Raw genomic sequence first — 25747 nt, forward strand, 5'->3', positions numbered from 1 at the left:
ATCAGCGAATTACTTCGCGTCCTTCTCGGCCTTGGCGTCTGCTTCCTCAGCGGCCGGAGCCTCTTCGGTAGCTGCTTCAGTCTCGGCAGCTTCAGCGGCCGGAGCCTCTTCGGTTTCAGCGGCTTCGGTCTCGGCAACCGGAGCAGCTTCTGCCTTGTCAGCGTCCTTCTTGTCAGCATCGCGCTTGGCGGCGGACGTAGCCTCGGCTACAACTGCCTGCTTAGCGGAAACCGGCTCGAGAACCAGTTCGATGACAGCCATGGGAGCGTTGTCGCCCTTGCGGTTGCCGATCTTGGTGATGCGGGTGTAGCCGCCGTTGCGGTTCTCCACTGCCTGTGCAATATCGGTGAACAGCTCGTGGACGACGCCCTTGTTGCTGATCAGGCCGAGCACACGACGGCGGGAAGCCAGGTCGCCACGCTTGGCGAAAGTCACCAGACGCTCGGCGTAGGGCTTCAGTCGCTTGGCCTTGGTCACCGTGGTGGTGATCCGCTTGTGCTCGAACAGTGCGGCGGACAGGTTCGCGAGCATAAGACGCTCGTGAGCCGCTCCGCCTCCGAGGCGCGGACCCTTAGCGGGGGTAGGCATAATAGTTTCTCCTCATATGGAAGCCGTTGGGCTGCGCACACCGTGGTGCATCAGCCCGCGGGCCAAGATCTGTTTGTTAGAGCTCGTCGTCGCTGAAAGCGGCGTCGTCCTCTTCAATTGCTGCGGCGCGTGCTGCGAGGTCAAAACCGGGAGGCGAGTCCTTGAGGGACAGGCCCAGTTCAACCAGCTTTGCCTTGACCTCATCGATGGACTTCGCACCGAAGTTACGGATGTCCATGAGGTCGGCCTCGGAGCGGGCCACGAGTTCACCCACGGTGTGGATGCCCTCACGCTTGAGGCAGTTGTAGGAACGGACAGTGAGGTCCAGATCCTCGATCGGCAGGGCCATGTCCGCTGCCAGGGCAGCGTCCGTCGGCGACGGGCCAATCTCGATACCTTCAGCTGCGGTGTTCAGCTCGCGGGCCAGACCGAACAGTTCCACCAGGGTGGTACCTGCCGAAGCAACGGCATCGCGCGGAGCGATGGCCTGCTTGGTCTCGACGTCGACAATGAGCTTGTCGAAGTCAGTGCGCTGCTCAACACGGGTAGCTTCCACGCGGAAAGTAACCTTCAGGACCGGCGAGTAGATCGAGTCGACCGGAATGCGGCCGATCTCGGAGTCGCCGGACTTGTTCTGAGCTGCCGAAACGTAGCCGCGGCCGCGCTCGATGGTCAGTTCGAGTTCGAACTTGCCCTTCGAGTTCAGCGTGGCAATGTGCAGATCCGGGTTGTGGAATTCGACGCCGGCCGGCGGAGCAATGTCCGCGGCGGTGACGACTCCCGGGCCCTGCTTGCGCAGGTAAGCAACAACCGGCTCGTCGTGCTCGGAGGAAACCGACAGGTTCTTGATGTTCAGGATGATCTCAGTGACATCTTCCTTGACACCCGGAACCGTGGTGAACTCGTGCAGCACGCCATCGATCCGGATGCTCGTGACAGAGGCACCGGGGATGGAGGAGAGCAGGGTACGGCGGAGGGAGTTTCCGAGGGTGTAACCGAAACCGGGCTCCAGCGGTTCAATGATGAAACGGGAGCGGTTGTCGGAGACGACCTCTTCGGAGAGGGTGGGGCGCTGTGCAATGAGCACTTAGGTTTCCTTTCGGCGAGCATCCGCTATATGACGCAACACAGGTGGTGGAAAGATCGGTCTGAAGACTTAACGCCGCCGGGCCTGCCCGGACCCGAGAGGGTCCGGGCAAGCACCGGTGCGTTGGAAAGCCTTAGACGCGGCGGCGCTTCGGCGGACGGCAGCCGTTGTGGGCGCTGGGGGTGACATCCTGGATGGACCCAACCTCGAGGCCAGCGGCCTGCAGCGAACGGATAGCCGTTTCGCGTCCGGAACCCGGTCCCTTGACGAATACGTCGACCTTGCGCATACCGTGCTCCTGTGCACGCTTTGCGGCGGCTTCGGCGGCCATCTGGGCTGCGAACGGGGTGGACTTACGTGAGCCCTTGAAACCAACCTCACCGGACGAAGCCCAGGAGATGACAGCACCGTTCGGGTCCGTGATGGACACGATGGTGTTGTTAAAGGTGCTCTTGATGTGCGCCTGGCCCAGCGCGATATTCTTCTTGTCCTTCTTACGCGGCTTGCGAACCGCGCCACGAGTCTTCGGGGGCATTTTTTCTCCTACAGAAAGTTATCGGGGGAAGCCGAGTTAGTCCCTCAGGGACTAGCGCGTCTTCTTCTTGCCTGCGACGGTGCGCTTCGGACCCTTGCGGGTACGCGCGTTGGTCTTCGTGCGCTGTCCGCGTACGGGCAGGCCCTTACGGTGGCGAATACCTTCGTAGCTGCCGATTTCAACCTTGCGGCGGATATCTGCTGCTACTTCGCGGCGAAGGTCACCCTCAACCTTGTAGTTGCCTTCAATGTAGTCACGCAGCTGGACGAGCTCGGCGTCGGACAGGTCCTTGACCCGAACGTCCGCGCTGATGCCGGTGGCAGCCAGGGTTTCGTGTGCACGGGTCTTGCCCACGCCGTAGATGTAAGTAAGCGCAATTTCCAGCCGCTTTTCGCGGGGAATGTCTACGCCAGCGAGACGAGCCATAGTGGCAGTGCTCCTTGAATAAACCGGAGGTCGTAGGCAGTACACCCGCACGATCCGTACGGCCCCAGCCTCCGACCGGGGGTTAGCTGTCCGGACTCGTTAGTGCTCAATGTCCCAGATCAGCTTGTGCTGCCTTTATTTACTTGCGTGGGTTAGCAACCCAGGATTTCCCGAGAGGGAAATTAGCCCTGGCGCTGCTTGTGGCGCGGGTTCTCGCAGATCACCATGACCCGGCCATTACGGCGGATCACTTTGCACTTTTCGCAGATCTGCTTGACGCTCGGCTTGACCTTCATGGCATTCCTTTGCGTGTTGCAGTTGGTCAGCTGGACCGGCCTTCGGCTGTTGCTCTGGCCGCCCAGTGTTTATTTGTAGCGGTAGACGATACGACCACGTGTCAGGTCGTACGGGCTCAGCTCCACCACTACCCGGTCCTCAGGGAGAATCCTGATGTAGTGCTGGCGCATCTTTCCAGAGATGTGTGCCAGAACGATGTGCTTGTTGGTGAGCTCAACGCGAAACATCGCGTTGGGCAGCGCCTCGGTCACAACGCCCTCGATCTCAATGACCCCGTCCTTCTTGGCCATACCCTCCGCTAACTGTTGTTTGCCGCAGCCCTCTGGCTTGCACCGGAAATGACCGCGGACGTTTTTGATTGATTGGCTGATGCCTCCCGGCCACAAAAGGGCACAACAGGGCAGACAACCAACAGACAACACTACGCCATTACGGCCCGAATGTTAAATCCAGCAATCGTAGCGCACTCAGCGGCCGTATGCACCAAATTCGCCCGCTGGCGTGCTCACGGACTCCGCGCAGCCGATCCCGTCAAGGATGGCGAGCCGCACGACGTCCGCTGCCGCACTCTGCAGCGTGATAAGACTCACCTGCCGGGCGGCCTCGCTGCTGCGGTCCAGCGCGAGCGCGCCGGTGGCGAGGCAAAAGACGGTGTCCCCGTCCGCCAGGGTGTGGCTGGGATCCAGCGCCCGGGCCAGGCCGGCGTGGGCAGCCGACGCCGTGCGCTTGCATTCGGCCTTGTCCAAGATGGCGTTCGTGGCGACGACGACGAGGGTCGTGTTGAGCGCGGGCGGCTGCGGCACCTCGCCTGGCGCGGTGGCCGTGGCGGCTTCCGCCGCCTCGGCCGAAACCCTCGGCGTGCTCGCTCGTTCCTCGCTTAGACGCACGCTGCCGGGTTCCCCCCGCGCCGGCGATGTGCCAAATGGCAGTCCCAGCGCGTTGACCACGGCCAGCGCTCCTACGACGACGCCGTTTTCCAGGGTGATGGAGGCTGTGCCTACTCCCCCTTTGTATTTTCCTCTGCCGATGAGGGCTCCGGTGCCTGCTCCTACGTTGCCGCGTTCGACGTCGTGCTGGATCTTGCGGGCGGCGGCGCCTGCCGTGGCTGCGTAGCCCATGGCCGCGTCCGGGCGGGCGGCGAAGTCGCCGCCGCGGCCGAGGTCGAAGATCGCTGCGGCCGGAACGATCGGGACCACACCGCCGGTCACGGCGAACCCCCGGCCGTTCTCCTCGCACCAGCGCTGGGCGCCGTGCGCCGCAGCGAGGCCGAACGCGCTTCCCCCTGTCAGGACCACGGCGTCCACGGTGCGGGTCAGGGTGGTCGGGTCGAGGGCGTCGGTCTCGTGCGTCCCCGGACCGCCTCCCCGGACATCGACGGACCCCACCGTCCCCGCAGGAGGCAGCACCACCGTCACCCCGCTCAGCCAGCCATCGCCGGTCCGGCCGGCGTGGCCCACTCTCAGTCCCGGCACGTCCGTAATCGCAGTCATGGGACCATTGTGCGCCCTCGCGGCGGATACCCTCTCGCGATACGACAAATCCCTGGCGCTGCCGTGCTCCTGCGTCGCCAGGGATTTCTCGTGTCGCAGGGCAAGGTGTGCGTCGCCGGCGGTAACGCAGGGATCGGGTCGGGCGGTTGGTGCCATGACGGTCGCGCACCGGACGTGAGAGCGGATCTAACCGGGCGATGTTGTGTAGCCAAAGTCTTCGAGAGTGTAGATTTTCTCGTTGACTTCGACTCGTGTGTATCGCCGATTCGGGACTTTGAATCCGTTGTACGCCGACCCGAAAACAACCAGGGCTTCTGCAGCGACCGTCATCCAGAACTCCTTCGCCAAGTCGTCCGTGAAGGTGCAGTTGATCAGGTGCTTGGTCCGCAGTTGTGCCCTCACTGCGCTGCCGAAGGTGATGAATCTGAACACTAGGAACGGCAACCCCGTGTGAGGGTCGACGCCATACTCACGGGAGGTTGTAAAGGGAATCATTCCGCCGGGATGGACGAGGTTGAAAACCTCCGTGGTGTACCGGCTCCCAGTCACCAGCCATTCAAGGTACACGCCGGTGTCAACATCCACTACCCGTTGATCGTAGCTGTCCGCAATCGCTTCAACTTTGAACATGTTTGCTTCACCCCCGGTGGACCAGAGGCGGCGTCACTCTCGCATTGTGCGAGCAATGATTTCAGCCCAGTGCAAACATTAGTCGCTGGCCCGGCTCCAACGTGGACTCCCGAGTATCCCTGGTTCGCCTTGTTGCCGTTGCCGAGACAACCAAAAGCCCGACGGGGTCATGGAATCGGGACGGACCCGGCGGACGGGCCTGGTTTCGTGGCTGCAGTTTCCGTCCGACGCCCTAAATCCCTGGCGCTGCCGTACTCCGGCGTCGCCAGGGATTCTTCGCGTCGCCGGAGCCGAAGTGCGTCGCGTGCGCGTCGCCCCGTGCGGGCCCTAGGGGATCGGTACGGGCACGACGCCGAGCGGGGCCAGTTTCGCCGCTCCCCCGTCCGGGGCGGACAAAACCCAGATGCCCTTGTCGTGGACCGCGACGGAGTGCTCCCACTGGCAGGACCGCTTGCCGTCCGTTGTCACAACGGTCCAGTCGTCGTCCAGTACGGCTGTTTCGATGCTTCCGCGGACCAGCATCGGCTCGATGGCCAGGCAGAGTCCCGGGCGGATCTTGGGACCGCGGTGGTTGGTGCGGTAGTTCGGCACATCCGGCGCCATATGCATCTCGGAGCCGATCCCGTGGCCCACGTAGTCCTCAAGGATGCCCAGGGCCTTCCCGGGGACAGAGGAGACGTAGTCGTCCACGGCATTTCCGATGTCGCCGATGAACTTCCCGGTCGCCAGGGCAGCGATCCCGTGCCACATCGCCGCCTCGGTGACCTCGGAAAGCCGCTGATCCTCGGGGTCGGCGGTGCCCACGATCACGGTGCGGGCGGAGTCGGAGTGCCAGCCGCCCAGGATTGCGCCGCCGTCGATGGAGAGGATGTCACCGTCCTGCAGGACGCGGCTGCCGGGGATTCCGTGCACCACTTCCTCGTTGACCGAGGTGCAGATGGTGGCGGGGAAGCCGTGGTAGCCGAGGAAATTGGACGTGGCGCCGGCGTCCTTGAGCACCGCGGCGAACACGGCGTCGAGGTCCTTGGTGGTCTTCCCCGGTGCGGCGGCCGCAACGGCGGCGTCCAGGGCGCGGCTGAGGACGAGCCCGGCCTGGTGCATGGAGCGCATCTGGGCGTTGGTCTTGTATTCGATGCGTGGCTGGCCGAATGCCATCCGCAACTTCCTTTCAATGGGGCTGTGCCGCCCTGGGAGGCGGGCGGCCAAATGGCTGAGGCTCCTCCCGGTGTTCCGGGAGGAGCCTCGAAGTGCACGGGCCGATCAGGCCGACTGGGCCTCTTTGATGGCCTGCATGACGCGGTCGGTGACCTCGTCGATGCCGCCGATGCCGTCGACCCGGGTCAGGATGCCGCGGTCGGCATACTTGGCCACCACAGCTTCCGTCTGGCCGTGGTACAGGTCCAGGCGGTGCCGGATGACGGCTTCGTTGTCGTCAGTGCGCCCGGTCTCCTTGGCGCGGCCCAGCAGGCGGGTGACGAGTTCCTCGTCGTCGGCCGTGAGCTGCAGGACGACGTCGAGCTTCTGGTCGCCGTCGGCGAGGATTCCGTCGAGGTAGTCCACCTGCGCGGTGGTGCGCGGGTAACCGTCCAGCAGGAAGCCGTTCTCGACGTCGTCCTCGCTGAGACGGTCGCGGACCATCTTGTTGGTCACGCTGTCCGGAACGAAGTCGCCCGCATCCATGTACTTCTTGGCTTCGAGGCCAAGCGGCGTCTCACCTTTGACGTTGGCGCGGAAGATGTCCCCCGTGGAGATCGCAATGACGCCGAGGCGCTCTGAAATGCGCTCCGCCTGCGTTCCCTTGCCGGATCCGGGAGGTCCGATAATCAACATTCTCGTCATCGCAAAAGCCCTTCGTAGTGACGCTGCTGTAGCTGCGCATCAATCTGCTTGACGGTCTCCAAACCTACGCCGACCATGATCAGGATCGAGGTGCCACCGAACGGGAAGTTCTGGTTGGCGTTGATCAGGACCAGTGCGACCAGCGGTATCAGTGCCACAAATGCCAGGTAAATGGCGCCGGGAAGCGTGATCCGGGAGAGCACATACTGCAGGTAGTCCGCGGTCGGCTTGCCGGCACGGATACCCGGAATGAAGCCGCCGTACTTCTTCATGTTGTCAGAAACTTCTTCAGGGTTGAAAGTGATCGCAACATAGAAGTACGTGAAGAACACAATCATGGCGAAGTAGAGCAGCATGTAGATGGGGTGGTCGCCGCGGGTCAGGTTGTTGTTGACCCACTCAACCCAAGGGGCCACGGGCTCGCCGGGCTTGGGCTGGTTGAACTGCGAGATGAGGCCCGGCAGGTACAGCATCGAAGAAGCGAAGATGACGGGCACGACGCCGGCCATGTTCACCTTGATCGGGATGTACGTGCTGGTGCCACCCACGGTGCGGCGGCCGATCATGCGCTTGGCGTACTGCACCGGGATGCGGCGCTGGGACTGCTCCACGAAGACCACCGCGGCCACGGTCAGCAGGCCGATGACGAGGACCATAAAGAACGTGCCCGGACCCTGCGAGGTCCAGATGGCGCCGAGCGAGCCGGGGAAGCTGGCAACGATGGACGTGAAGATGAGCAACGACATGCCGTTGCCGACGCCCTTTTCGGTCACGAGCTCACCCATCCACATGATGAGGCCGGTACCGGCCGTCAGCGTGATGATGATCAGGAGCGTGGTGACGATGCTGTCATCCGGGATGATCGGCAGCTGGCAGTTCGGCAGCAGCTGGCCGGAGCGCGCCAGCGATACCAGCGTCGTGGCGTTCAGCAGGCCCAGGGCGATCGTGAGGTAACGGGTGTACTGCGTCAGCTTGGACTGGCCCGAAGCGCCCTCCTCGTAAAGCTGCTGGAACCGGGGAATGACCACCCGGAGCAGCTGCACGATGATGCTGGCCGTGATGTACGGCATGATGCCCAGGGCGAAAACCGACACCTGCAGCAAAGCACCGCCGCTGAACAGGTTGACGAGCTGGTAGATACCGCCCGAGGTCTCACCGGTCTGCAAGCATTGCTGGACATTCTGGTAGCTCACACCAGGCGAGGGGATGAAAGCACCCAAGCGGAAGATTGTGATGATTCCCAGCGTGAACAACAACTTGCGTCGCAGATCAGGCGTGCGAAAGGCCCGGCCAAATGCGCTAAGCAAGCGTCCTCCTGAGTATTAAGTAAAGTCGTGTGAGATAGGTCAAATAAACCCAACAACCGAGTCTAACGGGTGGACGCGCCCTGCGAACAATCGCCGGGCCGGAAAAACAGAAAAACTCCCGGCACCCGGGGCCGAAGCCCCGGTTACCGGGAGTTTTCACAACGGGCAACTGCCCCGCCGCCTCCTTAGAGGGCGGTGGTGCTTCCGCCTGCTGCTTCAATCTTTTCTGCGGCGCTGGCCGAGAATGCGTGGGCGGTGACGTTCACCTTGACGGTGATGTCGCCGGTGCCCAGCACCTTGACGGGCTGGTTCTTGCGAACGGCACCCTTTTCGACCAGGTTCTCCACGGTGACAGTGCCACCTTCCGGGAACAGCTCGTTGAGCTTGTCCAGGTTTACAACCTGGAACTCAACCCGGAACGGGTTCTTGAAGCCGCGCAGCTTCGGCAGGCGCATGTGCAGCGGCAGCTGGCCGCCGGCAAAGCCAGCCTTGATCTGGTAGCGGGCCTTCGTACCCTTGGTACCGCGCCCGGCGGTCTTACCCTTGGAACCTTCGCCACGACCAACACGGGTCTTGGCGGTCTTGGCACCCGGGGCGGGACGCAGGTGGTGAACCTTCAGTGCGTTCTGCTTCTCAACAGTGGCGCCCTGTGCCTTTTCGGCGGTTTTCTTCTCTGCCATTTACTTCGCCTCCTCTACCTTTACCAGGTGCGGAACCGTGTTGAGCATTCCGACGGTCACGGCGTCGGCGGTGCGGACAACGGTGTGTCCGATCCGCTTCAGGCCGAGGGACCGCAGGGTGTCGCGCTGGTTCTGCTTGCCGCCAATGGCGGACTTGAGCTGAGTAATCTCCAACTTTGCGTCGGAGACAAGCACGTTCTTAGCCATGACTCAGACACCTGCCTTCTGGTTCAAGAGAGCCTTTACCATTGCCGGCGGGGCGATCTCGTCGAGCGGGAGGCCGCGGCGTGCTGCCACTGCTGCCGGCTCTTCGAGTCGCTTCAGCGCGTCAACGGTCGCGTGAACGATGTTGATGGCGTTGGAGGAACCGAGCGACTTGGAGAGGATGTCGTGGATGCCCACGCACTCCAGTACCGCGCGGACCGGACCACCGGCGATAACACCGGTACCAGCGGAAGCCGGACGCAGCATAACAACGCCTGCGGCGGCTTCACCCTGAACGCGGTGAGGGATGGTGCTGCCGATGCGGGGAACGCGGAAGAAGGACTTCTTGGCCTCTTCAACGCCCTTCGCGATGGCGGCAGGAACTTCCTTAGCCTTGCCGTAGCCAACGCCGACCATACCGTTGCCGTCACCGACGACGACGAGGGCGGTGAAGCTGAAGCGACGACCACCCTTGACGACCTTGGAAACGCGGTTGATGGTTACGACGCGCTCTACGAACTGGCTCTTTTCGGCTTCGCGGCCACCGTCGCGGCCACCACGGCCACCACGGTCGCCACGGCCCTGGCCGCGGTCGCCACGCTCGCCACGACGAGCGCCACCACGGCGGTCGTCAGTGGTAGCAGGCGCAGCGGTCTCAGTTGCCGGAGCAGCTACAGCTTCAGTCACCTGAATGTCCTTTTCGTTATTTTCGGTCACAGTGCCAGCCCACCTTCACGTGCGCCGTCAGCGACGGCGGCGATCCGGCCGTGGTACTTGTTACCACCGCGGTCGAAGACAACTGCTTCGATACCGGCGGCCTTGGCACGCTCGGCGACGAGCTCGCCAACGCGCTTGGCCTTGGCAGTCTTGTCACCGTCGAATGCCCGAAGGTCGGCTTCCAGAGTGGAGGCGCTTGCCACGGTCAGGCCCTTGGTGTCATCGACAACCTGGACGAATACGTGGCGTGCGGAACGGTTGACGACCAGACGAGGACGTACAGCCGTGCCGGAGATGCGCTTGCGGATACGAAGCTGGCGACGGCTGCGCTGGGCAGACTTGCTCTTGTTCGTACGCTTCTTGTTAATTGCGATCGCCATGGTTACTTACCAGCCTTTCCGACCTTGCGGCGGATGACTTCGCCTGCGTAACGGATGCCCTTGCCCTTGTAGGGGTCCGGCTTCCGCAGCTTGCGAATGTTGGCAGCAACCTCGCCGACCTGCTGCTTGGAGATACCTGAAACAGAGAGCTTGGTCGGGGTCTCTACTGCAAAGGTGATGCCGTTCGGTGCCGTGATGTTGACCGGGTGGCTGTAGCCCAGAGCGAACTCCAGGTCAGCGCCCTTGGCCTGAACGCGGTAACCGGTACCGACAATTTCAAGCTTCTTCTCGTAGCCTGCGGTGACACCCTGGATCATGTTGGCGATCAGGGTGCGGGTCAGGCCGTGCAGCGAACGTGAGGCGCGCTCGTCGTTCGGGCGGGCGACAGTCAGGGTGCCATCTTCCAGGGAAACCTCGATCGGGCTGGGCACAGTGTGGCTCAGCTCGCCTTTGGAACCCTTGACATTGACGACAGAGCCGTCAACCTTGACCTCAACGCCGGCAGGAACGGTGATGGGGAGACGTCCAATACGTGACATTATTCTCTTCCTTTCCCGTTACCAGACGTAAGCGAGGACTTCGCCGCCCACGCCCTTCTTGCCGGCCTGCTTGTCAGTCAAGAGGCCGGAAGAGGTGGACAGGATTGCGACACCCAGGCCACCGAGCACGTGCGGCAGGTTGGTGGACTTTGCGTAAACGCGCAGTCCCGGCTTGGAAATACGACGAACGCCAGCGATGGAACGCTCGCGGTTCGGACCGAACTTGAGCTCGAGGGTCAGCTTCTTGCCAACCTCAGCGTCTTCTTCTTTCCAGGAGGCGATGTAACCTTCGGCCTTCAGGATGTCGGCAACGCGTGCCTTGAGCTTGCTGTACGGCATAGACACGGAATCGTGGTATGCCGAGTTTGCGTTGCGCAGACGCGTAAGCATGTCTGCGACGGGATCTGTCATTGTCATGGTGGGCTCTTGCCCTTCCTCATAACGGTTTCCGCCGTGCTGCTTTCCCGAGCAAAGCTCGGAACCAGCGCGGACGGACCTTTTACGTAGCTAGATTAATCTTCGGTCTTGAACGGGAAGCCAAGCGCCTTGAGCAGCGCGCGGCCTTCGTCGTCGGTCTTGGCAGTGGTCACGACGGTGATGTCCATGCCGCGAACGCGGTCGATGGAATCCTGGTCGATCTCGTGGAACATAACCTGCTCGGTCAGACCGAAGGTGTAGTTGCCGTTGCCGTCGAACTGCTTGCCGCTGAGGCCCCGGAAGTCGCGGATACGCGGCAGAGCCAGCGTGACCAGACGGTCCAGGAATTCCCACATGCGGTCCCCACGCAGAGTTGCGTGTGCACCGATCGGCATGCCTTCGCGCAGCTTGAACTGTGCGATCGACTTGCGGGCCTTGGTTACCTGGGGCTTCTGGCCGGTGATCAGGGTCAGATCGCGGACAGCGCCGTCGATCAGCTTGGAGTCCTTGGCGGCATCTCCAACACCCATGTTCACAACGACCTTGACCAGACGGGGAACCTGGTTGACGTTCTCGTACTTGAATTCCTCAACGAGCGAGCTCTTGATGGAATCCGCGTACTTGGTCTTCAGACGAGGAACGATCTTGCTTGCCGGAGTCTCGAGAGTCTCAGTCATTAGATGTCCTTCCCTGAGCTCTTGGCCACGCGGACACGCACTTCGCGCTTCACGCCATCGCGCTCAACGGTCTCGGTGCGGAAACCGACGCGGGTGGGCTTCTTGGTGGACGGGTCAACCAGAGCCACGTTGGAGATGTGGATCGTAGCCTCGACGACTTCGATGCCACCGGTCTTGGTGCCGCGCTGCGACTGACCGACCTTGGTGTGCTTGGTTACGCGGTTAATTCCTTCGACCAGCACGCGGTTGGTCTCGGGGAACACGCGCAGAACCTTGCCCTGCTTGCCCTTGTCGCCGCCGCGCTCAGCCTTGGCGCCAGTGATGACCTGAACGAGGTCACCCTTTTTGATCTTAGCCATGGACTAAAGCACCTCCGGAGCCAGAGAAACGATCTTCATGAACTTCTTATCGCGAAGTTCACGACCAACCGGTCCGAAGATACGGGTACCGCGGGGGTCACCGTCGTTCTTCAGGATCACAGCTGCGTTCTCGTCAAACTTGATGTAGGAACCATCCGCACGGCGGCGTTCCTTCTTGGTACGGACGATGACAGCCTTGACGACGTCGCCCTTCTTTACGTTGCCGCCCGGAATTGCGTCCTTGACGGTAGCGACGATTACGTCGCCAATGCCTGCGTAGCGACGGCCAGATCCACCGAGAACGCGAATGGTAAGGATTTCCTTAGCACCCGTGTTGTCGGCGACCTTGAGTCGCGACTCCTGCTGAATCACTATTTACTCCTTGCGTCGCGCTGGTTCTCAGACCGAAAATCTTCCTACGGAATGAGCCTTGCGGAACGGTTGATCGGGGTGTCTCTTGACCTGCCTGGATTTTGCCAGACCAGGCCTAAACTCCCGTGCCAAAAACATTTGCTTCCCAACCGGATCCCGACGAGTCGGGGCGCAAGGGGGCACTATGCCGTGGCACGATTGTTTACGAGGTTGATGACAGCGCACAGATAGCGCCATACAAACTCAAAATCTTAGCACGTTTTGGGCATATCCCCATATCACAGCTGCCCTGCCGCCGCACAGGTGAAGCCGTTACGGCAGCGCCCCCTACCCCGGCAACGGAGAAACCCCCGTTCCCAGAAGGGAACGGGGGTTTCGGCGCAGATCCCCTCGCGGGGAGGCTGCAGGTGTTACTTGGCCTTCTCGAGGATCTCCACCAGACGCCACCGCTTGGTAGCGGAGAGCGGGCGGGTCTCGGCGAGGAGAACGAGGTCGCCGATGCCGGCGCTGTTCTCTTCGTCGTGAGCCTTGATCTTCGTGTTGCGGCGGATGACCTTGCCGTAGAGGGCGTGCTTCACGCGGTCTTCGACCTGGACAACGATGGTCTTTTCCATCTTGTCCGAGACGACGTAGCCGCGCTTCGTCTTACGGTAACCGCGCTCGTCAGCCTTGGCTGCGTCGGAAACAGTTTCCGTCACGTTCTCGTCCTTTTCACTCACTTGGCATCCTCCTCGGTGTCAACCGTTTCAGCCTTTTCGGCCTTCTTGGTTGCAGCCTTCTTGGACTTCTTCTCTTCCTTGGCTTCCACAACCGGTGCGGCAACCTCGGCACGAATGCCCAGTTCGCGCTCACGGAGAACGGTGTAGATGCGGGCGATGTCCTTCTTTACCGCGCGCAGACGACCGTGGTTCTCCAGCTGACCGGTGGCGGACTGGAAACGCAGGTTGAACAGCTCTTCCTTGGCCTTGCGGAGTTCTTCAACGAGACGCTCGTTGTCGAAACCGTCCAGCTGTGCGGATGCAAGTTCCTTGGATCCTACTGCCATTTCTACTCACCACCTTCGCGACGCACAATGCGTGCCTTCAACGGCAGCTTGTGGATTGCCAGGCGCAGGGCCTCGCGAGCTACCTCTTCACTGACACCGGAGAGTTCGAAGAGAACCCGGCCCGGCTTGACGTTTGAGACCCACCATTCCGGAGAACCCTTACCGGAACCCATACGGGTTTCGGCAGGCTTCTTCGTCAGCGGACGGTCCGGGTAAATGTTGATCCAGACCTTGCCGCCACGCTTGATGTGGCGGGTCATCGCGATACGGGCAGATTCGATCTGACGGTTCGTGACGTATGCCGGGCTCAGAGCCTGGATACCCCATTCACCGAAGGAGACCTTGGTGCCGCCCGTAGCAGCGCCGGAACGACCCGGGTGGTGCTGCTTACGGTGCTTGACTCGACGTGGGATAAGCATTTAAGCCTGTCCTCCTTCTACAGCCTGTGCCGGAGCGGCAGCAGCTGCCTCAGCTGCCGGCGCTTCAGCAGCAGGTGCTGCGTCGGCTGCCGGGCGGTCGTTACGACGACGGCGGTCACCACGGTCAGCGCCACCCGGGCGGCCCGGGCGGTCGCTGGCACCACGGCCGCGGGACGGAGCAGCAGCTGCCTGCTGAGCCAGTTCCTTGGCGGTGACGTCACCCTTGTAGATCCAGACCTTCACGCCGATGCGGCCGAAGGTGGTCTTGGCTTCGTAGAAGCCGTAGTCGATGTTCGCGCGGAGGGTGTGCAGGGGCACACGGCCTTCGCGGTAGAACTCCGAGCGGGACATTTCTGCGCCGCCCAGTCGACCCGAGCAAGCGATACGGATGCCCTTGGCACCTGCACGCTGTGCGGACTGCATGGCCTTCTTCATCGCACGGCGGAAAGCCACGCGGGAAGTCAGCTGCTCAGCAACGCCCTGGGCAACAAGCTGTGCTTCCATCTCGGGGTTCTTGACCTCGAGGATGTTCAGCTGAACCTGCTTGCCGGTGAGCTTTTCGAGCTCGCCGCGGATGCGGTCTGCTTCTGCGCCGCGGCGGCCGATGACGATGCCCGGACGTGCCGTGTGGATATCCACACGGACACGATCGCGGGTGCGCTCGATTTCAACCTTGGCGATACCGGCGCGCTCCATGCCCGTGGACATGAGCTGGCGGATGCGGATGTCTTCGCGAACGAAGTCCTTGTACCGCTGGCCGGCCTTGGTGCTGTCAGCAAACCAGTGCGATACGTGATCGGTGGTGATGCCGAGTCGGAACCCGTGCGGGTTAACTTTCTGTCCCACTTAGCGAGCCTCCTCTTTCTCCGGGGTAGCGACTACCACGGTGATGTGGCTCGTGCGCTTCTTGATCTGAAATGCACGACCCTGGGCTCGCGGCTGGAACCGCTTCATGGTCGGGCCTTCATCAACAAACGCTTCGCTGATGATGAGGTCACCTTCGTCAAACGCCACGCCGTCGCGGTCCGCGAGGACCCGGGCGTTGGAGATTGCCGACTGAACTACCTTGAAAACCGGCTCCGAAGCTGCCTGCGGGGCAAACTTCAGAATTGCCAGAGCCTCATTCGCTTGCTTACCACGAACAAGGTTGACGACGCGCCGGGCCTTCATAGGCGTTACGCGGATGTGACGCGCAATTGCCTTGGCTTCCATTGCTTTCCTTCTCTCGTCTTTGACGTAAGTGCAGGCGCCTAGCGGCGCTTGCCCTTACGGTCGTCCTTGACATGGCCGCGGAATGTCCGCGTGGGAGCGAATTCGCCGAGCTTGTGCCCGACCATCGACTCAGTGACAAACACGGGGATGTGCTTGCGTCCGTCGTGTACGGCGATCGTGTGGCCGAGCATGTCGGGGACGATCATCGAACGGCGGGACCAGGTCTTGATGACGTTCTTGGTGCCCTTTTCGTTTTCCCTGGCTACCTTCACAAAGAGGTGCTGGTCAACGAAAGGACCTTTTTTCAGGCTGCGTGGCATGTGTCCAGGCTCCTATCGCTTGTTCTTGCCAGTACGACGGCGACGAACAATAAGCTTGTCGCTCTCTTTGTTGGGACGGCGGGTGCGGCCTTCGCGCTTACCGTTCGGGTTGACGGGGTGACGTCCACCGGACGTCTTACCCTCGCCACCACCGTGGGGGTGGTCGACCGGGTTCATGGCGACACCACGGACGGTCGGGCGAACGCCCTTCCACCGCATACGGCCGGCCTTGCCCCAGTTAATGTTCGACTGCTCGGCGTTGCCGACCTCGCCGACGGTTGCGCGGCAGCGCACGTCAACGTTGCGGATTTCACCGGAGGGCAGACGCAGCTGGGCGAAACGGCCTTCCTTGGCAACGAGCTGGATCGACGCGCCGGCGGAGCGGCCCATCTTGGCGCCGCCACCCGGACGCAGTTCAACTGCGTGGATTACGGTACCGACCGGGATGTTGCGCAGCGGAAGGTTGTTGCCGGGCTTGATGTCAGCGTCGGCACCTGCCTCTACGGTGTCACCCTGGGCCAGCTTGTTCGGGGCGATGATGTAACGCTTGGTGCCATCAACGTAGTGCAGGAGGGCGATGCGAGCCGTGCGGTTCGGATCGTACTCGATTTCGGCAACGCGGGCGTTGACACCGTCCTTGTCGTGACGACGGAAGTCGATCAGACGGTACTGGCGCTTGTGGCCACCACCCTTGTGACGGGTCGTGATCTTACCGGTGTTGTTACGGCCACCCTTTTTCGGGAGGGGACGTACCAACGACTTTTCCGGCGTCGACCGCGTGATTTCAGTGAAGTCCGCTACGCTCGAGCCGCGACGGCCCGGGGTAGTCGGCTTATATTTACGGATTCCCATAATTTATTTCCTCGTTAAAGTGGTCTCCGCTACGAGAGCGGACCGCCGAAGATGTCGATAGTGCCTTCTTTGAGGCTCACAATTGCACGCTTGGTGTTCTTGCGGGTACCCCATCCGAATTTGGTGCGCTTGCGCTTACCGGCACGGTTGATGGTGTTGATCGAGTCGACCTTGACGGAGAAGATTTTCTCCACGGCCAGCTTGATTTCGGTCTTGTTCGAGCGGGGGTCCACCAGGAAGGTGTACTTGCCCTCGTCGATCAGGCCGTAGCTCTTTTCCGAGACGACGGGTGCAAGCACGACGTCGCGCGGATCCTTGAGGGTGGCTGCACTCACTTGGCATCCTCCTGGTTCTTTGCCACTGCCCGGTCAGCAACGAATGCTTCGTAGGCAGCCTTGGTGAAGACAACGTCATCGGAAACGAGAACGTCGTAGGTGTTCAGCTGGTCTGCGTACAGAACGTGAACATCCGTGAGGTTGCGCACGGAGAGTGCAGCAACATCGTTGGCGCGCTCGATGACGACGAGCAGGTTCTTGCGCTCGGAGACACCTCGCAGAGTTGCCAGTGCAGCGCTGGAGGACGGCTTGGTGCCGGCTACCAGTTCAGCGACAACGTGGATGCGGCCGTTGCGGGCGCGGTCAGAGAGAGCGCCGCGCAGTGCAGCAGCAATCATCTTCTTGGGGGTGCGCTGGCTGTAGTCACGCGGCGTGGGGCCGTGGACAACGCCACCACCGGTCATGTGAGGAGCACGGATTGAACCCTGACGGGCGCGGCCGGTGCCCTTCTGCTTGAACGGCTTGCGACCTGCACCGGAAACTTCGGCGCGGGTCTTGGTCTTGTGGGTACCCTGGCGAGCAGCAGCGAGCTGTGCAACGACGACCTGGTGCAGCAGCGGCACGTTGGTCTGTACGTCGAAGATCTCTGCAGGCAGGTCAACCTTGACAGTGCTAGTCATTGAACTAGGCTCCCTTCACGGCGGTGCGTACGAGTACGACCTGGCCGCGGGCGCCGGGGACGGCGCCCTTGATCAGGAGCAGCGACTTCTCGACGTCAACCGCGTGGACCGTGAGGTTCAGCGTGGTGTGACGAACGGCGCCCATGCGGCCGGCCATTTTCATGCCCTTGAAGACGCGGCTCGGGGTGGATGCGCCACCGATTGAACCGGGCTTACGGTGGTTCTTGTGGGCACCGTGGGAAGCTCCAACGCCGTGGAAGCCGTGACGCTTCATAACACCGGCGAAGCCCTTACCCTTGGTGGTGCCAACGACGTCGATCTTCTGGCCGGCTTCGAAGAGCTCTACAGAGAGCTCCTGGCCCAGCTCGTAAGAGTCAGCATCTGCAGTGCGCAGTTCTACGACGTGGCGGCGAGGCGTGACGCCTGCCTTTTCAAAGTGACCAGCCAGCGGCTTGGTGACCTTGCGGGGATCGATCTGGCCGTAGCCGATCTGAACGGCGACATAGCCATCAGTGTCTGCATTGCGCAGCTGCGTGATGACGTTCGAGTCAGCCTGGACCACAGTGACGGGGATGAGCTTGTTGTTCTCGTCCCAGACCTGGGTCATGCCGAGCTTCGTGCCCAGCAGGCCCTTTACGTTACGGGTTGCGGTCATAGTCTCTCAGCACCTCCCTACAGCTTGATTTCGATGTTCACGTCGGCCGGCAGGTCGAGACGCATCAGCGAATCAACAGCCTTGGGCGTGGGGTCGATGATGTCGATCAGACGCTTGTGAGTACGCATTTCGAAGTGCTCACGGCTGTCCTTGTACTTGTGCGGAGAGCGGATGACGCAGTAGATGTTCTTCTCCGTCGGCAGCGGCACAGGGCCTACTACCGTGGCGCCTGCGCGCGTGACCGTCTCAACGATCTTCCGTGCTGAAACGTCAATGACCTCGTGGTCATATGACTTCAGCCGGATGCGGATTTTTTGTCCCGCCATGTCGCCTGACTCTCTTTCAGTCTGTGCTTCCCCTGTTTGGGGCTGCCCTGTTTACTTACGCGTTGTGTGGCTGCCGAAGCAATTGAAGTCGTAACTACCACCCGCCGCACAAGCTGAATCCGGATGAATCCGGGTTCCTCAACCTGCCGGCGTAACCGACCCCCGCGGTCGGGCGTGTCGCGCTGTGCACGCGTACTCGTCCGCAGTTCCATGGGGAGTGGGTTATGTTTGGGCTCCTACCTGGACCCTGACACCCGGCATTATCCGGATCGGGACGCGAAAGAGCGCTTGAACAACTCATCTAGTATGCCGGAATTAACGGGCATAAGCCAATCAGCGGCCGCGCTCGGGTGGCCACGACGCCCGCGGGGAGCACTCGTCGGGGCCCGGGCGACTGCAGGACCGGCGTTCCGGTCATTGCCTTCAGCGGACGGCGTGGGCATGATGGGGTCATGTCTGTGCAGGATTCCGTAGCGGTCCAGGCCCTGGCCGCGCGCCTGAGCCCGGATTTCCAGCTGGGCGTGGCCTCGGCCGCATTCCAGATCGAGGGGTCCCTCGCGGCCGGCGGCCGCGGGCCTTCCGGCTGGGACGCCTTCGTCGAGAAACCCGGAAGCATCCAGGATGGCCACTCCCCCGCGGTCGCGTGCGACCACTACAACCGCGCCACCGAGGACGTCGAACTGATGCGCACCCTCGGCGTCGACTCGTACCGCTTCTCCATCTCCTGGCCGCGGGTCCAGCCTGATGGCACCGGGCTGTTCAACAGCGAGGGACTCGATTTCTACGACCGGCTCATCGACCAGCTGCTTGAGGCCGGCATCTCCCCGATGGCCACCTTGTACCACTGGGACACTCCCCTGCCGCTGGAACACCGCGGCGGCTGGCTGAACCGTTCCACGGCGGAACGCTTCGCCGAGTACAGTGCGGCAGCCGGCCGGCGCTTCGGCGACCGTGTGGCCCAGTGGGTCACGCTGAACGAACCGGTGTCAGTCACCCTCAACGGCTACGCCCTCGGGGTCCACGCCCCGGGCCATGACCTGCTCTTCGACGCCCTGCCAGCCGTTCATCACCAGCTGCTCGCCCACGGCCTCGCCGTGCAGGCGTTGCGTGCGGAGGCGGTCACGGGCGCCGTCGGCGTCACCAACCTGCATTCCCCGGTACGGCCCGCAACCCGCTCCATTTCGGACAAGTTCCTGGCCGGCATTTTCGACCTGACCCTGAACCGCGTGTACGCGGACCCGCTTCTCCTGGGCCGGTACCCCAAGGTTCCGCTCGTCGCCAAGCCGTGGTTCCGTTCGCTGGGGAAGGTCTCCGACGCCGACCTGCGGACCATCCACCAGCCCCTGGACTTCTACGGACTGAACTACTACTACCCCGTTAAAGTCGCCACCGGACGCGGTCCGGGCGAAAGCCCCGTGGGCAACACCGAGGCGATGCTCAAGATGCCGTTCCATATGGCCGCGTTCCCGGAATACGCCACCACGGGCTTCGGCTGGCCCGTGGCTCCGGACCATCTGGGCCCGCTGCTCCGGGAACTGAAGGACAGGTACGGCGGGGCGCTCCCACCGCTGTACATCACAGAAAGCGGGGCCAGCTTCCCCGAACCCGACCATGTGTCCGGTCCCATCGCCGATGCTGACCGGATCAACTACATCGCGTCCCATCTGGGCCATGCCCTGGAGGCCACGGCACCCGGCGGGATCGCTGAGGATGTTGAACTGCTGGGCTACTACGTCTGGACCCTGATGGACAACTTCGAGTGGGCGGCCGGGTATTCACAGCGATTCGGTCTGGTCCATGTGGACTTCGACACCCAGGAACGGACGCCCAAGGATTCCTACTACTGGTACCAGGCGCTCAGCCGGGCCCGCAGAGCCTGAGCCCGCGGGCCTACTTGTCCTTGTTGGCCCGGTTGATGCGCTTGGCCCGCTCAATCTCGTGGCGGAAGTGGTTCTTGGCCCAGAAAACGCCGGCGACGACGGCAACAGCCACCAACAGGAAAATCAACCAGCCCATTGTGAGCTCCCTTCGATTGGAAGCAACGATATCAGCGCTTGGCCCCGGTCAACCACGGTCCGCCGGCCCTCGTGCCGGCGCACGGCGGACCTTCGCCTCGGCGGGGGTCAGCGGACGCCCTCCCACAGGGCCCGCTCCCACGGCCGGGGATCCTCCACCACCTGGGAGACCGCGCCAAACCGCATGGTTGCCCTCCGCCGAAGGTCATACCTTGGCCAGCCCGGGTCCCCGGTGCCGGCGAAGGAAACCCACGCGGCGTGCATGCTGCGCGCCAGTTCTTGCGGCGGGTCGTTTCCCAGCAGCGGTCCGAAGAGCGGAGCATCCGTGGCGGCCGTGTCGAATACAAAGGGAACTTCGACGGCGTGGACCGCGCCGAGGCCCGGCGAGGCCCAGTCGAACTCGTACATGAACGTGCCTGCGCCCGCACTGCCGGCGGTGGCGTGGGCGTCGGCAAGCCGTATGGCGGGGATCCGCATCCACCAGTCCGTCTGGACCGCGGCCAGCAGTTCACCGGGCGGCGCTTCGGGGTATCTCATCCGGTAGGCGGACAGGGCCTGTTCGGCCGGCAGTCCGTAAGCCGCCAGGGACTGATAGCCGTAGGCACGGACCGGACCGGACCGGATTCCCACGGTAATGCGGGCCATCGCCCCGCTGGCCACCAGCCACAGCCGCCAGTCATCGGTATTGGTGCCGACGATGACGTCCACCGCTCCCCCGGCTCCCGCCGCGATCCGCTCTATCGGCGGGCCCGGCAGGATGTCGCCGTCGACGACCGGCTGCCCCGGCATCACGCTCGCGACGACGGCCTGTCCCCAGCGTTCCGGGTCCGGGTCGGCGAGCAAGTCATCCTTCAGCGCGGCCTGCGCCGCGAGGAGCCGTTGGACTCCGACGGCGGCGATCGCATCCCGGGTGGCGGGCACCCCCAGCTTGCCGGCCAGGTATCCGGCGATGCGCAACGCATCAACAGCCGGCGTGACCTGGTGGGCCGCGCCGCTCTGCAGGATGGCTCTGTTGAACAGCCGCTCTGCGCGGGGCATCGCCAGCAGCATGCCAATACTCATCGCCCCGGCGGACTCGCCGAAGACCGTGACGTTGCCGGGGTCCCCGCCGAAGGCGGCGATGTTCGCCCGCACCCACTGCAGCGCCGCGACCTGATCGAGCAGGCCAAGGTTGGCGATGCCGTCGTCGAGGTAGAGGAACCCCTCCGCGCCGGGACGCCAGTTGATGACAACACAGACCACCCCGTCCCGGGCGAAGCGGCTCCCGTCGTAGGCCGCCGTCGAGCTGAGCTCGAACATGCCGCCCTGGATCCACACCATCACGGGGAGCTTCGTGGCGCCGGGATCCGGCGTCCAGACGTTGAGGTTGAGGCAGTCCGCCGAGGGGGCAGCGCGTTCCACCGCCGCGAACGCGGAGCTGACGTCCGTCCAGTTCTCCGAGGCACCGGTCTCCGGACCGCCGGTGGCGGGAGGCGCCACCTGCGGGGGCTCCGGCCCAAGCGTCGTGGCGTTCCGGACGCCGGACCACGGCTCGGCCGGCTGTGGCGGCCGGAGCCGGTTCGCGCCGAAAGGCGGTGCGGCGTACGGGACTCCGAGAAAGGAATGTACGCCGGCCGCAGTGCTGCCGCGCAGCTCGCCGCCAATAGTCTTGACCACTACGTTCATCACACCATCGTGGGTCCTGACGCCGGGTACCGAAAGGGGCGTTGGTCCTTCAGCGGCAAGAGGGCACAAAAAAACAGCCCCGCTGCAAATGCAGCGGGGCTGTTCCTTACTTCACGGAGGCCGTCAGACGGCTGTACCGATCAGAGATCTAAACACAGATCAGCAAGTATTACTTGAGGATCTTGGTAACGCGTCCCGAACCAACGGTGCGGCCGCCTTCGCGGATAGCGAAGCCGAGGCCCTCTTCCATGGCGATGGGCTGGATGAGCGCAACGGTCATCTCAGTGTTGTCGCCGGGCATAACCATTTCCGTGCCTTCCGGCAGGGTGATAACGCCGGTTACGTCCGTGGTGCGGAAGTAGAACTGCGGGCGGTAGTTGGAGTAAAACGGGTTGTGACGTCCGCCTTCGTCCTTGGAGAGGATGTAGACGTTAGCCTCGAAGTCGGTGTGCGGGGTGATGGAACCCGGCTTGACGACAACCTGGCCACGCTCGACATCGTCGCGCTTCAGACCGCGGAGCAGGAGGCCACAGTTCTCGCCGGCCCATGCTTCGTCGAGCTGCTTGTGGAACATCTCGATACCGGTAACCGTGGTCTTCTGGACCGGGCGGATGCCGACGATCTCGACCTCGGAGTTGATGGCAAGGGTTCCACGCTCGGCGCGGCCCGTAACAACGGTGCCACGGCCGGTGATCGTGAAGACATCTTCGATCGGCATCAGGAACGGCTTGTCACGGTCACGTACGGGGTCCGGAACGGACTCGTCGACAGCTTCCATGAGGTCCTCGACGGACTTGACCCACACCGGGTCGCCTTCGAGAGCCTTCAGGCCGGAGACGCGGACAACCGGAGCTTCATCGCCATCGAAGCCCTGAGCCGAAAGCAGCTCGCGAACTTCCATTTCGACGAGGTCGAGGAGCTCTTCGTCCTCAACCATGTCCGACTTGTTCAGCGCGACCAGCAGGTAGGGAACACCAACCTGGCGGGCGAGCAGGACGTGCTCGCGGGTCTGAGCCATCGGGCCGTCAGTGGCGGCAACCACAAGGATTGCACCGTCCATCTGAGCGGCGCCGGTGATCATGTTCTTGATGTAGTCGGCGTGACCCGGAGCGTCTACGTGTGCGTAGTGGCGCTTCTCGGTCTGGTACTCAACGTGGGAAATGTTGATGGTAATGCCGCGCTGACGCTCTTCGGGAGCAGAGTCAATCGACGCGAAGTCGCGCTGCTCGTTGAGAGTCGGGTACTTGTCGTACAGCACCTTGGAAATCGCGGCCGTCAACGTCGTCTTACCGTGGTCAACGTGACCAATGGTGCCGATGTTAACGTGCGGCTTAGTCCGCTCGAACTTTGCCTTTGCCACAGGTTCCTCCTAGAACGTTTTCAAATGACTTACCCTTCAACCGCGCTTGTCGCGGCAGAAACTCCAGTAAGTCTACTTGGGGGGCTTTGGTTTGATGAAATTGCAGATTCAGGAACTAATACTAGTCCCACGAGTCTGTCGGTGCAGATGGCCGGATCCGGCCTGACCGGTAAGCGGCGGACCGGGGACCGGCCATCTGCACCAGGTGAATCTCCGTAGTTAGAGACGCACCCGAGTTTTTTGTAGCTGCGAGAGTCGCGGGGACTATTCGCCGCGGTTCTTCTGGATGATCTCGTCGGCGACTGCTTTCGGGACCTCGGCGTAGCTGTTGAACGTCATGGAGTACACAGCGCGGCCCTGGGTCTTGGAACGCAGGTCACCGATGTAGCCGAACATGCCGGACAGCGGAACGTGCGCACGGATGACCTTGACGCCCTGGGCATCTTCCATGGACTGCATCTGGCCACGGCGGGAGTTGAGGTCACCGATAACTTCACCCATGTATTCCTCAGGGGTGCGGACCTCTACATCCATCAGCGGTTCGAGCAGGACAGGGTTCGCCTTGCGTGCGGCTTCCTTGAAAGCCATACGGCCGGCGATCTTGAACGCCATTTCCGAGGAGTCAACATCGTGGTACGCGCCGTCAATCAGCGTGGCCTTGATGCCGACAACCGGGTAGCCGGCCAGGACGCCGTCGTTCAGTGCATCCTGGATACCGGCGTCAACGGACGGAATGTATTCGCGCGGAACGCGGCCACCAGTGACCTTGTTCTCGAACTCGTACATCTCGCCTTCGGACGTGTCCAGCGGCTCGATCGCGATCTGGATCTTTGCGAACTGGCCCGAACCACCGGTCTGCTTCTTGTGCGTGTAGTCGTGACGCTCTACAGCACGCTTGATGGTTTCGCGGTAAGCAACCTGGGGCTTGCCCACGTTTGCCTCGACCTTGAACTCGCGGCGCATGCGGTCCACCAGGATGTCCAGGTGGAGCTCGCCCATGCCGGCGATGATGGTCTGACCGGTGTCTTCGTTGAGGGAGACCTGGAAGGTCGGGTCCTCAGCGGAGAGCTTCTGGATGGCCGTGGAGAGCTTCTCCTGGTCACCCTTGGTGTTCGGCTCGATCGCAACAGAGATCACGGGCTCCGGGAAGCTCATGGACTCGAGGACGATCTGGTTCGAAGAATCGCACAGGGTGTCGCCCGTGGTGGTGTCCTTCAGGCCGATCGCTGCGTAGATGTGGCCGGCGGTAGCGCCGTCAACGGGCATTTCCTTGTTGGCGTGCATCTGGAACAGCTTGCCGATGCGCTCCTTCTTGCCCTTGGTGGAGTTGACCACCTGGGCGCCTGCTTCCACGTGACCGGAGTACACGCGGATGAAGGTGAGCTGGCCGAAGAAGGGGTGAGCAGCAATCTTGAACGCCAGGGCCGAGAACGGCTCCTCGGAGGACGGCTTGCGGGTCAGTTCCTTCTCTTCGTCGCGAGGATCGTGACCGATCATCGGGGGGACGTCGAGCGGGTTCGGCAGGTAGTCCACGACGGCGTCAAGCATCGGCTGTACGCCGCGGTTCTTGAACGCGGAGCCACAGAAGACCGGGTAGAGCTCGGAGTTGATCGTCATCTTGCGGATGCCGGCCTTGAGCTCGTCCTCGGAGATTTCTTCGCCTTCGAGGTACTTCTCCATGAGCTCTTCGGAGGACTCTGCAACGGTCTCAACGAGCGTTGCGCGGTACTCTTCAGCCTTTTCCTTGAGGTCAGCCGGGATCTCCTGGATCTCGTACTTGGCACCCATGGTGACGTCACCCTTGGAGTCGCCGGGCCAGACCAGGGCACGCATGTAGAGCAGGTCGACGACGCCGATGAAGTCGTTCTCGGCGCCGATCGGCAGCTGCATAACGAGCGGCTTGGCACCGAGGCGGCTGATGATGGTGTCGACGGTGAAGTAGAAGTCAGCGCCGAGCTTGTCCATCTTGTTGACGAAGCAGATACGCGGAACGTTGTACTTGTCAGCCTGGCGCCAAACAGTCTCAGACTGCGGCTCCACGCCTTCCTTGCCGTCGAACACGGCAACTGCACCGTCGAGGACGCGCAGGGAGCGCTCAACCTCAACCGTGAAGTCCACGTGGCCGGGGGTGTCAATGATGTTGATCTGGTTGTTTTCCCAGAAGCAGGTCACGGCGGCAGACGTGATGGTGATGCCGCGTTCCTTTTCCTGTTCCATCCAGTCAGTCGTCGAAGCGCCGTCGTGCGTTTCGCCGATCTTGTGGTTCACACCCGTGTAGAACAGGATGCGCTCGGTAGTAGTGGTCTTGCCGGCATCGATGTGGGCCATGATGCCGATATTGCGGACCTTGCTAAGGTCGGTAAGCACGTCCTGTGCCAC

36 protein-coding genes are annotated in these 25747 nt (G+C 62.5%); 1 reads left to right on the forward strand and 35 read right to left on the reverse strand.

The features are described from left to right. Nucleotides 1-9 precede the first annotated feature (9 nt). From rplQ to rpsJ, 31 genes are all read right to left on the reverse strand, one after another. Nucleotides 10-588 carry a 50S ribosomal protein L17 gene (gene rplQ / locus AC6EUH_RS01525; protein ID WP_056425271.1) on the reverse strand — a complete coding sequence of 193 codons (579 nt, stop codon included), beginning with the start codon at nt 586-588 and terminating at the stop codon, nt 10-12. Nucleotides 589-664: 76 nt separating this feature from the next. Beyond that, nucleotides 665-1675 (reverse strand): DNA-directed RNA polymerase subunit alpha, encoded by a 1011-nt coding sequence (locus AC6EUH_RS01530; protein ID WP_024366109.1) that lies wholly within the window; start codon nt 1673-1675, stop codon nt 665-667. Between the two features lie 133 nt (nt 1676-1808). Continuing rightward, the gene (gene rpsK, locus AC6EUH_RS01535) at nt 1809-2210 is read right to left on the reverse strand and encodes a 30S ribosomal protein S11 (protein ID WP_018773682.1); all 402 of its coding nucleotides are present in this window, start codon (nt 2208-2210) and stop codon (nt 1809-1811) included. A 51-nt stretch (nt 2211-2261) separates the two neighbouring features. After that, nucleotides 2262-2636 carry a 30S ribosomal protein S13 gene (gene rpsM / locus AC6EUH_RS01540; RefSeq protein ID WP_024366110.1) on the reverse strand — a complete coding sequence of 125 codons (375 nt, stop codon included), beginning with the start codon at nt 2634-2636 and terminating at the stop codon, nt 2262-2264. A gap of 182 nt (nt 2637-2818) precedes the next feature. Continuing rightward, a complete protein-coding gene (rpmJ, locus tag AC6EUH_RS01545; protein ID WP_009358722.1) occupies nt 2819-2932 on the reverse strand; it encodes a 50S ribosomal protein L36 in 114 nt (37 codons plus the stop codon). Nucleotides 2933-3001: 69 nt separating this feature from the next. Continuing rightward, the gene (gene infA / locus AC6EUH_RS01550; protein ID WP_009358723.1) at nt 3002-3223 is read right to left on the reverse strand and encodes a translation initiation factor IF-1; all 222 of its coding nucleotides are present in this window, start codon (nt 3221-3223) and stop codon (nt 3002-3004) included. A gap of 177 nt (nt 3224-3400) precedes the next feature. Then, nucleotides 3401-4423, reverse strand: a complete 1023-nt coding sequence (locus tag AC6EUH_RS01555; RefSeq protein ID WP_056425268.1) for a P1 family peptidase — start codon at nt 4421-4423, stop codon at nt 3401-3403. A 186-nt stretch (nt 4424-4609) separates the two neighbouring features. Beyond that, nucleotides 4610-5053, reverse strand: a complete 444-nt coding sequence (locus AC6EUH_RS01560; RefSeq protein WP_499737619.1) for a hypothetical protein — start codon at nt 5051-5053, stop codon at nt 4610-4612. A 327-nt stretch (nt 5054-5380) separates the two neighbouring features. Beyond that, entirely contained in the window at nt 5381-6208 is an 828-nt protein-coding gene (gene map / locus AC6EUH_RS01565) for a type I methionyl aminopeptidase (RefSeq protein ID WP_056425261.1), read from the reverse strand. A gap of 105 nt (nt 6209-6313) precedes the next feature. Then, nucleotides 6314-6883, reverse strand: a complete 570-nt coding sequence (locus AC6EUH_RS01570; protein ID WP_200912986.1) for an adenylate kinase — start codon at nt 6881-6883, stop codon at nt 6314-6316. Nucleotides 6884-6888: 5 nt separating this feature from the next. Further along, a complete protein-coding gene (secY, locus tag AC6EUH_RS01575) occupies nt 6889-8199 on the reverse strand; it encodes a preprotein translocase subunit SecY (protein WP_056425255.1) in 1311 nt (436 codons plus the stop codon). Between the two features lie 185 nt (nt 8200-8384). Beyond that, nucleotides 8385-8879 (reverse strand): 50S ribosomal protein L15, encoded by a 495-nt coding sequence (rplO, locus tag AC6EUH_RS01580; RefSeq protein ID WP_056425252.1) that lies wholly within the window; start codon nt 8877-8879, stop codon nt 8385-8387. Continuing rightward, nucleotides 8880-9086 (reverse strand): 50S ribosomal protein L30, encoded by a 207-nt coding sequence (gene rpmD / locus AC6EUH_RS01585; protein WP_056425250.1) that lies wholly within the window; start codon nt 9084-9086, stop codon nt 8880-8882. A gap of 3 nt (nt 9087-9089) precedes the next feature. Beyond that, nucleotides 9090-9770: a 30S ribosomal protein S5 gene (gene rpsE / locus AC6EUH_RS01590; RefSeq protein ID WP_173403037.1), complete on the reverse strand. Its 681-nt coding sequence runs from the start codon at nt 9768-9770 to the stop codon at nt 9090-9092. Nucleotides 9771-9796: 26 nt separating this feature from the next. Next, nucleotides 9797-10180: a 50S ribosomal protein L18 gene (rplR, locus tag AC6EUH_RS01595; RefSeq protein WP_018773674.1), complete on the reverse strand. Its 384-nt coding sequence runs from the start codon at nt 10178-10180 to the stop codon at nt 9797-9799. Between the two features lie 2 nt (nt 10181-10182). Next, complete coding sequence (rplF, locus tag AC6EUH_RS01600) at nt 10183-10719, reverse strand: 50S ribosomal protein L6 (RefSeq protein ID WP_056425247.1); 537 nt, start codon at nt 10717-10719, stop codon at nt 10183-10185. Nucleotides 10720-10737: 18 nt separating this feature from the next. After that, nucleotides 10738-11136 carry a 30S ribosomal protein S8 gene (gene rpsH / locus AC6EUH_RS01605; RefSeq protein WP_056425243.1) on the reverse strand — a complete coding sequence of 133 codons (399 nt, stop codon included), beginning with the start codon at nt 11134-11136 and terminating at the stop codon, nt 10738-10740. A gap of 95 nt (nt 11137-11231) precedes the next feature. Beyond that, a complete protein-coding gene (gene rplE / locus AC6EUH_RS01610; protein WP_056425240.1) occupies nt 11232-11813 on the reverse strand; it encodes a 50S ribosomal protein L5 in 582 nt (193 codons plus the stop codon). After that, the gene (gene rplX / locus AC6EUH_RS01615; RefSeq protein ID WP_056425237.1) at nt 11813-12172 is read right to left on the reverse strand and encodes a 50S ribosomal protein L24; all 360 of its coding nucleotides are present in this window, start codon (nt 12170-12172) and stop codon (nt 11813-11815) included. The genes rplE and rplX overlap by 1 nt, the downstream gene beginning before the upstream one ends. A gap of 3 nt (nt 12173-12175) precedes the next feature. Continuing rightward, on the reverse strand, nt 12176-12544 hold the full coding sequence (gene rplN / locus AC6EUH_RS01620; RefSeq protein ID WP_003803789.1) for a 50S ribosomal protein L14: 369 nt from the start codon (nt 12542-12544) through the stop codon (nt 12176-12178). 410 nt (nt 12545-12954) lie between these two features. Then, nucleotides 12955-13263: a 30S ribosomal protein S17 gene (gene rpsQ, locus AC6EUH_RS01625; protein ID WP_056425236.1), complete on the reverse strand. Its 309-nt coding sequence runs from the start codon at nt 13261-13263 to the stop codon at nt 12955-12957. Continuing rightward, nucleotides 13260-13589, reverse strand: a complete 330-nt coding sequence (gene rpmC, locus AC6EUH_RS01630) for a 50S ribosomal protein L29 (RefSeq protein ID WP_056425235.1) — start codon at nt 13587-13589, stop codon at nt 13260-13262. Before rpmC ends, rpsQ begins: the two co-directional genes overlap by 4 nt. 2 nt (nt 13590-13591) lie before the next feature. Next, complete coding sequence (gene rplP, locus AC6EUH_RS01635) at nt 13592-14008, reverse strand: 50S ribosomal protein L16 (protein ID WP_011692803.1); 417 nt, start codon at nt 14006-14008, stop codon at nt 13592-13594. Beyond that, nucleotides 14009-14854, reverse strand: coding sequence for a 30S ribosomal protein S3 (gene rpsC, locus AC6EUH_RS01640; protein ID WP_056425234.1), 846 nt, complete (start codon nt 14852-14854; stop codon nt 14009-14011). After that, on the reverse strand, nt 14855-15220 hold the full coding sequence (gene rplV, locus AC6EUH_RS01645; RefSeq protein ID WP_003803798.1) for a 50S ribosomal protein L22: 366 nt from the start codon (nt 15218-15220) through the stop codon (nt 14855-14857). It lies immediately after the preceding gene. 38 nt (nt 15221-15258) lie between these two features. Then, nucleotides 15259-15540 carry a 30S ribosomal protein S19 gene (gene rpsS, locus AC6EUH_RS01650; protein ID WP_018773666.1) on the reverse strand — a complete coding sequence of 94 codons (282 nt, stop codon included), beginning with the start codon at nt 15538-15540 and terminating at the stop codon, nt 15259-15261. A gap of 12 nt (nt 15541-15552) precedes the next feature. Then, the gene (gene rplB / locus AC6EUH_RS01655) at nt 15553-16392 is read right to left on the reverse strand and encodes a 50S ribosomal protein L2 (protein WP_024366131.1); all 840 of its coding nucleotides are present in this window, start codon (nt 16390-16392) and stop codon (nt 15553-15555) included. Nucleotides 16393-16421: 29 nt separating this feature from the next. Next, nucleotides 16422-16727 (reverse strand): 50S ribosomal protein L23, encoded by a 306-nt coding sequence (gene rplW / locus AC6EUH_RS01660; protein WP_056425233.1) that lies wholly within the window; start codon nt 16725-16727, stop codon nt 16422-16424. Continuing rightward, nucleotides 16724-17347, reverse strand: coding sequence for a 50S ribosomal protein L4 (rplD, locus tag AC6EUH_RS01665; RefSeq protein WP_056425230.1), 624 nt, complete (start codon nt 17345-17347; stop codon nt 16724-16726). The genes rplW and rplD overlap by 4 nt, the downstream gene beginning before the upstream one ends. Before the next feature lie 4 nt (nt 17348-17351). After that, a complete protein-coding gene (gene rplC / locus AC6EUH_RS01670) occupies nt 17352-18002 on the reverse strand; it encodes a 50S ribosomal protein L3 (protein ID WP_024366134.1) in 651 nt (216 codons plus the stop codon). Between the two features lie 17 nt (nt 18003-18019). Then, nucleotides 18020-18328, reverse strand: coding sequence for a 30S ribosomal protein S10 (gene rpsJ / locus AC6EUH_RS01675; protein WP_038464699.1), 309 nt, complete (start codon nt 18326-18328; stop codon nt 18020-18022). A gap of 452 nt (nt 18329-18780) precedes the next feature. Between rpsJ and AC6EUH_RS01680 the strand changes: the two genes are divergently transcribed. Then, nucleotides 18781-20208, forward strand: coding sequence for a GH1 family beta-glucosidase (locus tag AC6EUH_RS01680; protein ID WP_499737620.1), 1428 nt, complete (start codon nt 18781-18783; stop codon nt 20206-20208). A gap of 10 nt (nt 20209-20218) precedes the next feature. Here AC6EUH_RS01680 and AC6EUH_RS01685 read toward each other — a convergent pair whose 3' ends face one another. The 4 genes from AC6EUH_RS01685 to fusA form a co-directional block, all read right to left on the reverse strand. Then, the gene (locus tag AC6EUH_RS01685) at nt 20219-20344 is read right to left on the reverse strand and encodes a hypothetical protein (protein ID WP_268753730.1); all 126 of its coding nucleotides are present in this window, start codon (nt 20342-20344) and stop codon (nt 20219-20221) included. A 107-nt stretch (nt 20345-20451) separates the two neighbouring features. Next, nucleotides 20452-22008, reverse strand: a complete 1557-nt coding sequence (locus AC6EUH_RS01690) for a carboxylesterase/lipase family protein (protein ID WP_499737621.1) — start codon at nt 22006-22008, stop codon at nt 20452-20454. Nucleotides 22009-22177: 169 nt separating this feature from the next. Beyond that, a complete protein-coding gene (tuf, locus tag AC6EUH_RS01695) occupies nt 22178-23368 on the reverse strand; it encodes an elongation factor Tu (protein WP_346925349.1) in 1191 nt (396 codons plus the stop codon). 264 nt (nt 23369-23632) lie between these two features. Beyond that, entirely contained in the window at nt 23633-25747 is a 2115-nt protein-coding gene (gene fusA, locus AC6EUH_RS01700; RefSeq protein ID WP_056425214.1) for an elongation factor G, read from the reverse strand.

Source organism: Arthrobacter sp. 001422645 (assembly GCF_059816125.1).

Coding starts and splice junctions, on each gene's coding strand:
- rpsJ (WP_038464699.1), bottom strand. CDS start 18,328: ATGGCGGGACAAAAAATCCGCATCCGGCTGAAGTCATATGACCACGAG.
- rplO (WP_056425252.1), bottom strand. CDS start 8,879: ATGGCAGAGAAGAAAACCGCCGAAAAGGCACAGGGCGCCACTGTTGAG.
- rpmD (WP_056425250.1), bottom strand. CDS start 9,086: ATGGCTAAGAACGTGCTTGTCTCCGACGCAAAGTTGGAGATTACTCAG.
- rplE (WP_056425240.1), bottom strand. CDS start 11,813: ATGACTGAGACTCTCGAGACTCCGGCAAGCAAGATCGTTCCTCGTCTG.
- rplB (WP_024366131.1), bottom strand. CDS start 16,392: ATGGGAATCCGTAAATATAAGCCGACTACCCCGGGCCGTCGCGGCTCG.
- infA (WP_009358723.1), bottom strand. CDS start 3,223: ATGGCCAAGAAGGACGGGGTCATTGAGATCGAGGGCGTTGTGACCGAG.
- AC6EUH_RS01680 (WP_499737620.1), top strand. CDS start 18,781: ATGTCTGTGCAGGATTCCGTAGCGGTCCAGGCCCTGGCCGCGCGCCTG.
- rplV (WP_003803798.1), bottom strand. CDS start 15,220: ATGGAAGCCAAGGCAATTGCGCGTCACATCCGCGTAACGCCTATGAAG.
- rplP (WP_011692803.1), bottom strand. CDS start 14,008: ATGCTTATCCCACGTCGAGTCAAGCACCGTAAGCAGCACCACCCGGGT.
- rpmC (WP_056425235.1), bottom strand. CDS start 13,589: ATGGCAGTAGGATCCAAGGAACTTGCATCCGCACAGCTGGACGGTTTC.
- rplQ (WP_056425271.1), bottom strand. CDS start 588: ATGCCTACCCCCGCTAAGGGTCCGCGCCTCGGAGGCGGAGCGGCTCAC.
- AC6EUH_RS01685 (WP_268753730.1), bottom strand. CDS start 20,344: ATGGGCTGGTTGATTTTCCTGTTGGTGGCTGTTGCCGTCGTCGCCGGC.
- map (WP_056425261.1), bottom strand. CDS start 6,208: ATGGCATTCGGCCAGCCACGCATCGAATACAAGACCAACGCCCAGATG.
- rplX (WP_056425237.1), bottom strand. CDS start 12,172: ATGGCTAAGATCAAAAAGGGTGACCTCGTTCAGGTCATCACTGGCGCC.
- AC6EUH_RS01690 (WP_499737621.1), bottom strand. CDS start 22,008: ATGAACGTAGTGGTCAAGACTATTGGCGGCGAGCTGCGCGGCAGCACT.
- AC6EUH_RS01555 (WP_056425268.1), bottom strand. CDS start 4,423: ATGACTGCGATTACGGACGTGCCGGGACTGAGAGTGGGCCACGCCGGC.
- rpsS (WP_018773666.1), bottom strand. CDS start 15,540: ATGCCACGCAGCCTGAAAAAAGGTCCTTTCGTTGACCAGCACCTCTTT.
- rpmJ (WP_009358722.1), bottom strand. CDS start 2,932: ATGAAGGTCAAGCCGAGCGTCAAGCAGATCTGCGAAAAGTGCAAAGTG.
- rplC (WP_024366134.1), bottom strand. CDS start 18,002: ATGACCGCAACCCGTAACGTAAAGGGCCTGCTGGGCACGAAGCTCGGC.
- rplD (WP_056425230.1), bottom strand. CDS start 17,347: ATGACTAGCACTGTCAAGGTTGACCTGCCTGCAGAGATCTTCGACGTA.
- rpsK (WP_018773682.1), bottom strand. CDS start 2,210: ATGCCCCCGAAGACTCGTGGCGCGGTTCGCAAGCCGCGTAAGAAGGAC.
- rplR (WP_018773674.1), bottom strand. CDS start 10,180: ATGGCGATCGCAATTAACAAGAAGCGTACGAACAAGAGCAAGTCTGCC.
- AC6EUH_RS01570 (WP_200912986.1), bottom strand. CDS start 6,883: ATGTTGATTATCGGACCTCCCGGATCCGGCAAGGGAACGCAGGCGGAG.
- rplF (WP_056425247.1), bottom strand. CDS start 10,719: ATGTCACGTATTGGACGTCTCCCCATCACCGTTCCTGCCGGCGTTGAG.
- AC6EUH_RS01560 (WP_499737619.1), bottom strand. CDS start 5,053: ATGTTCAAAGTTGAAGCGATTGCGGACAGCTACGATCAACGGGTAGTG.
- rpsH (WP_056425243.1), bottom strand. CDS start 11,136: ATGACAATGACAGATCCCGTCGCAGACATGCTTACGCGTCTGCGCAAC.
- rpsM (WP_024366110.1), bottom strand. CDS start 2,636: ATGGCTCGTCTCGCTGGCGTAGACATTCCCCGCGAAAAGCGGCTGGAA.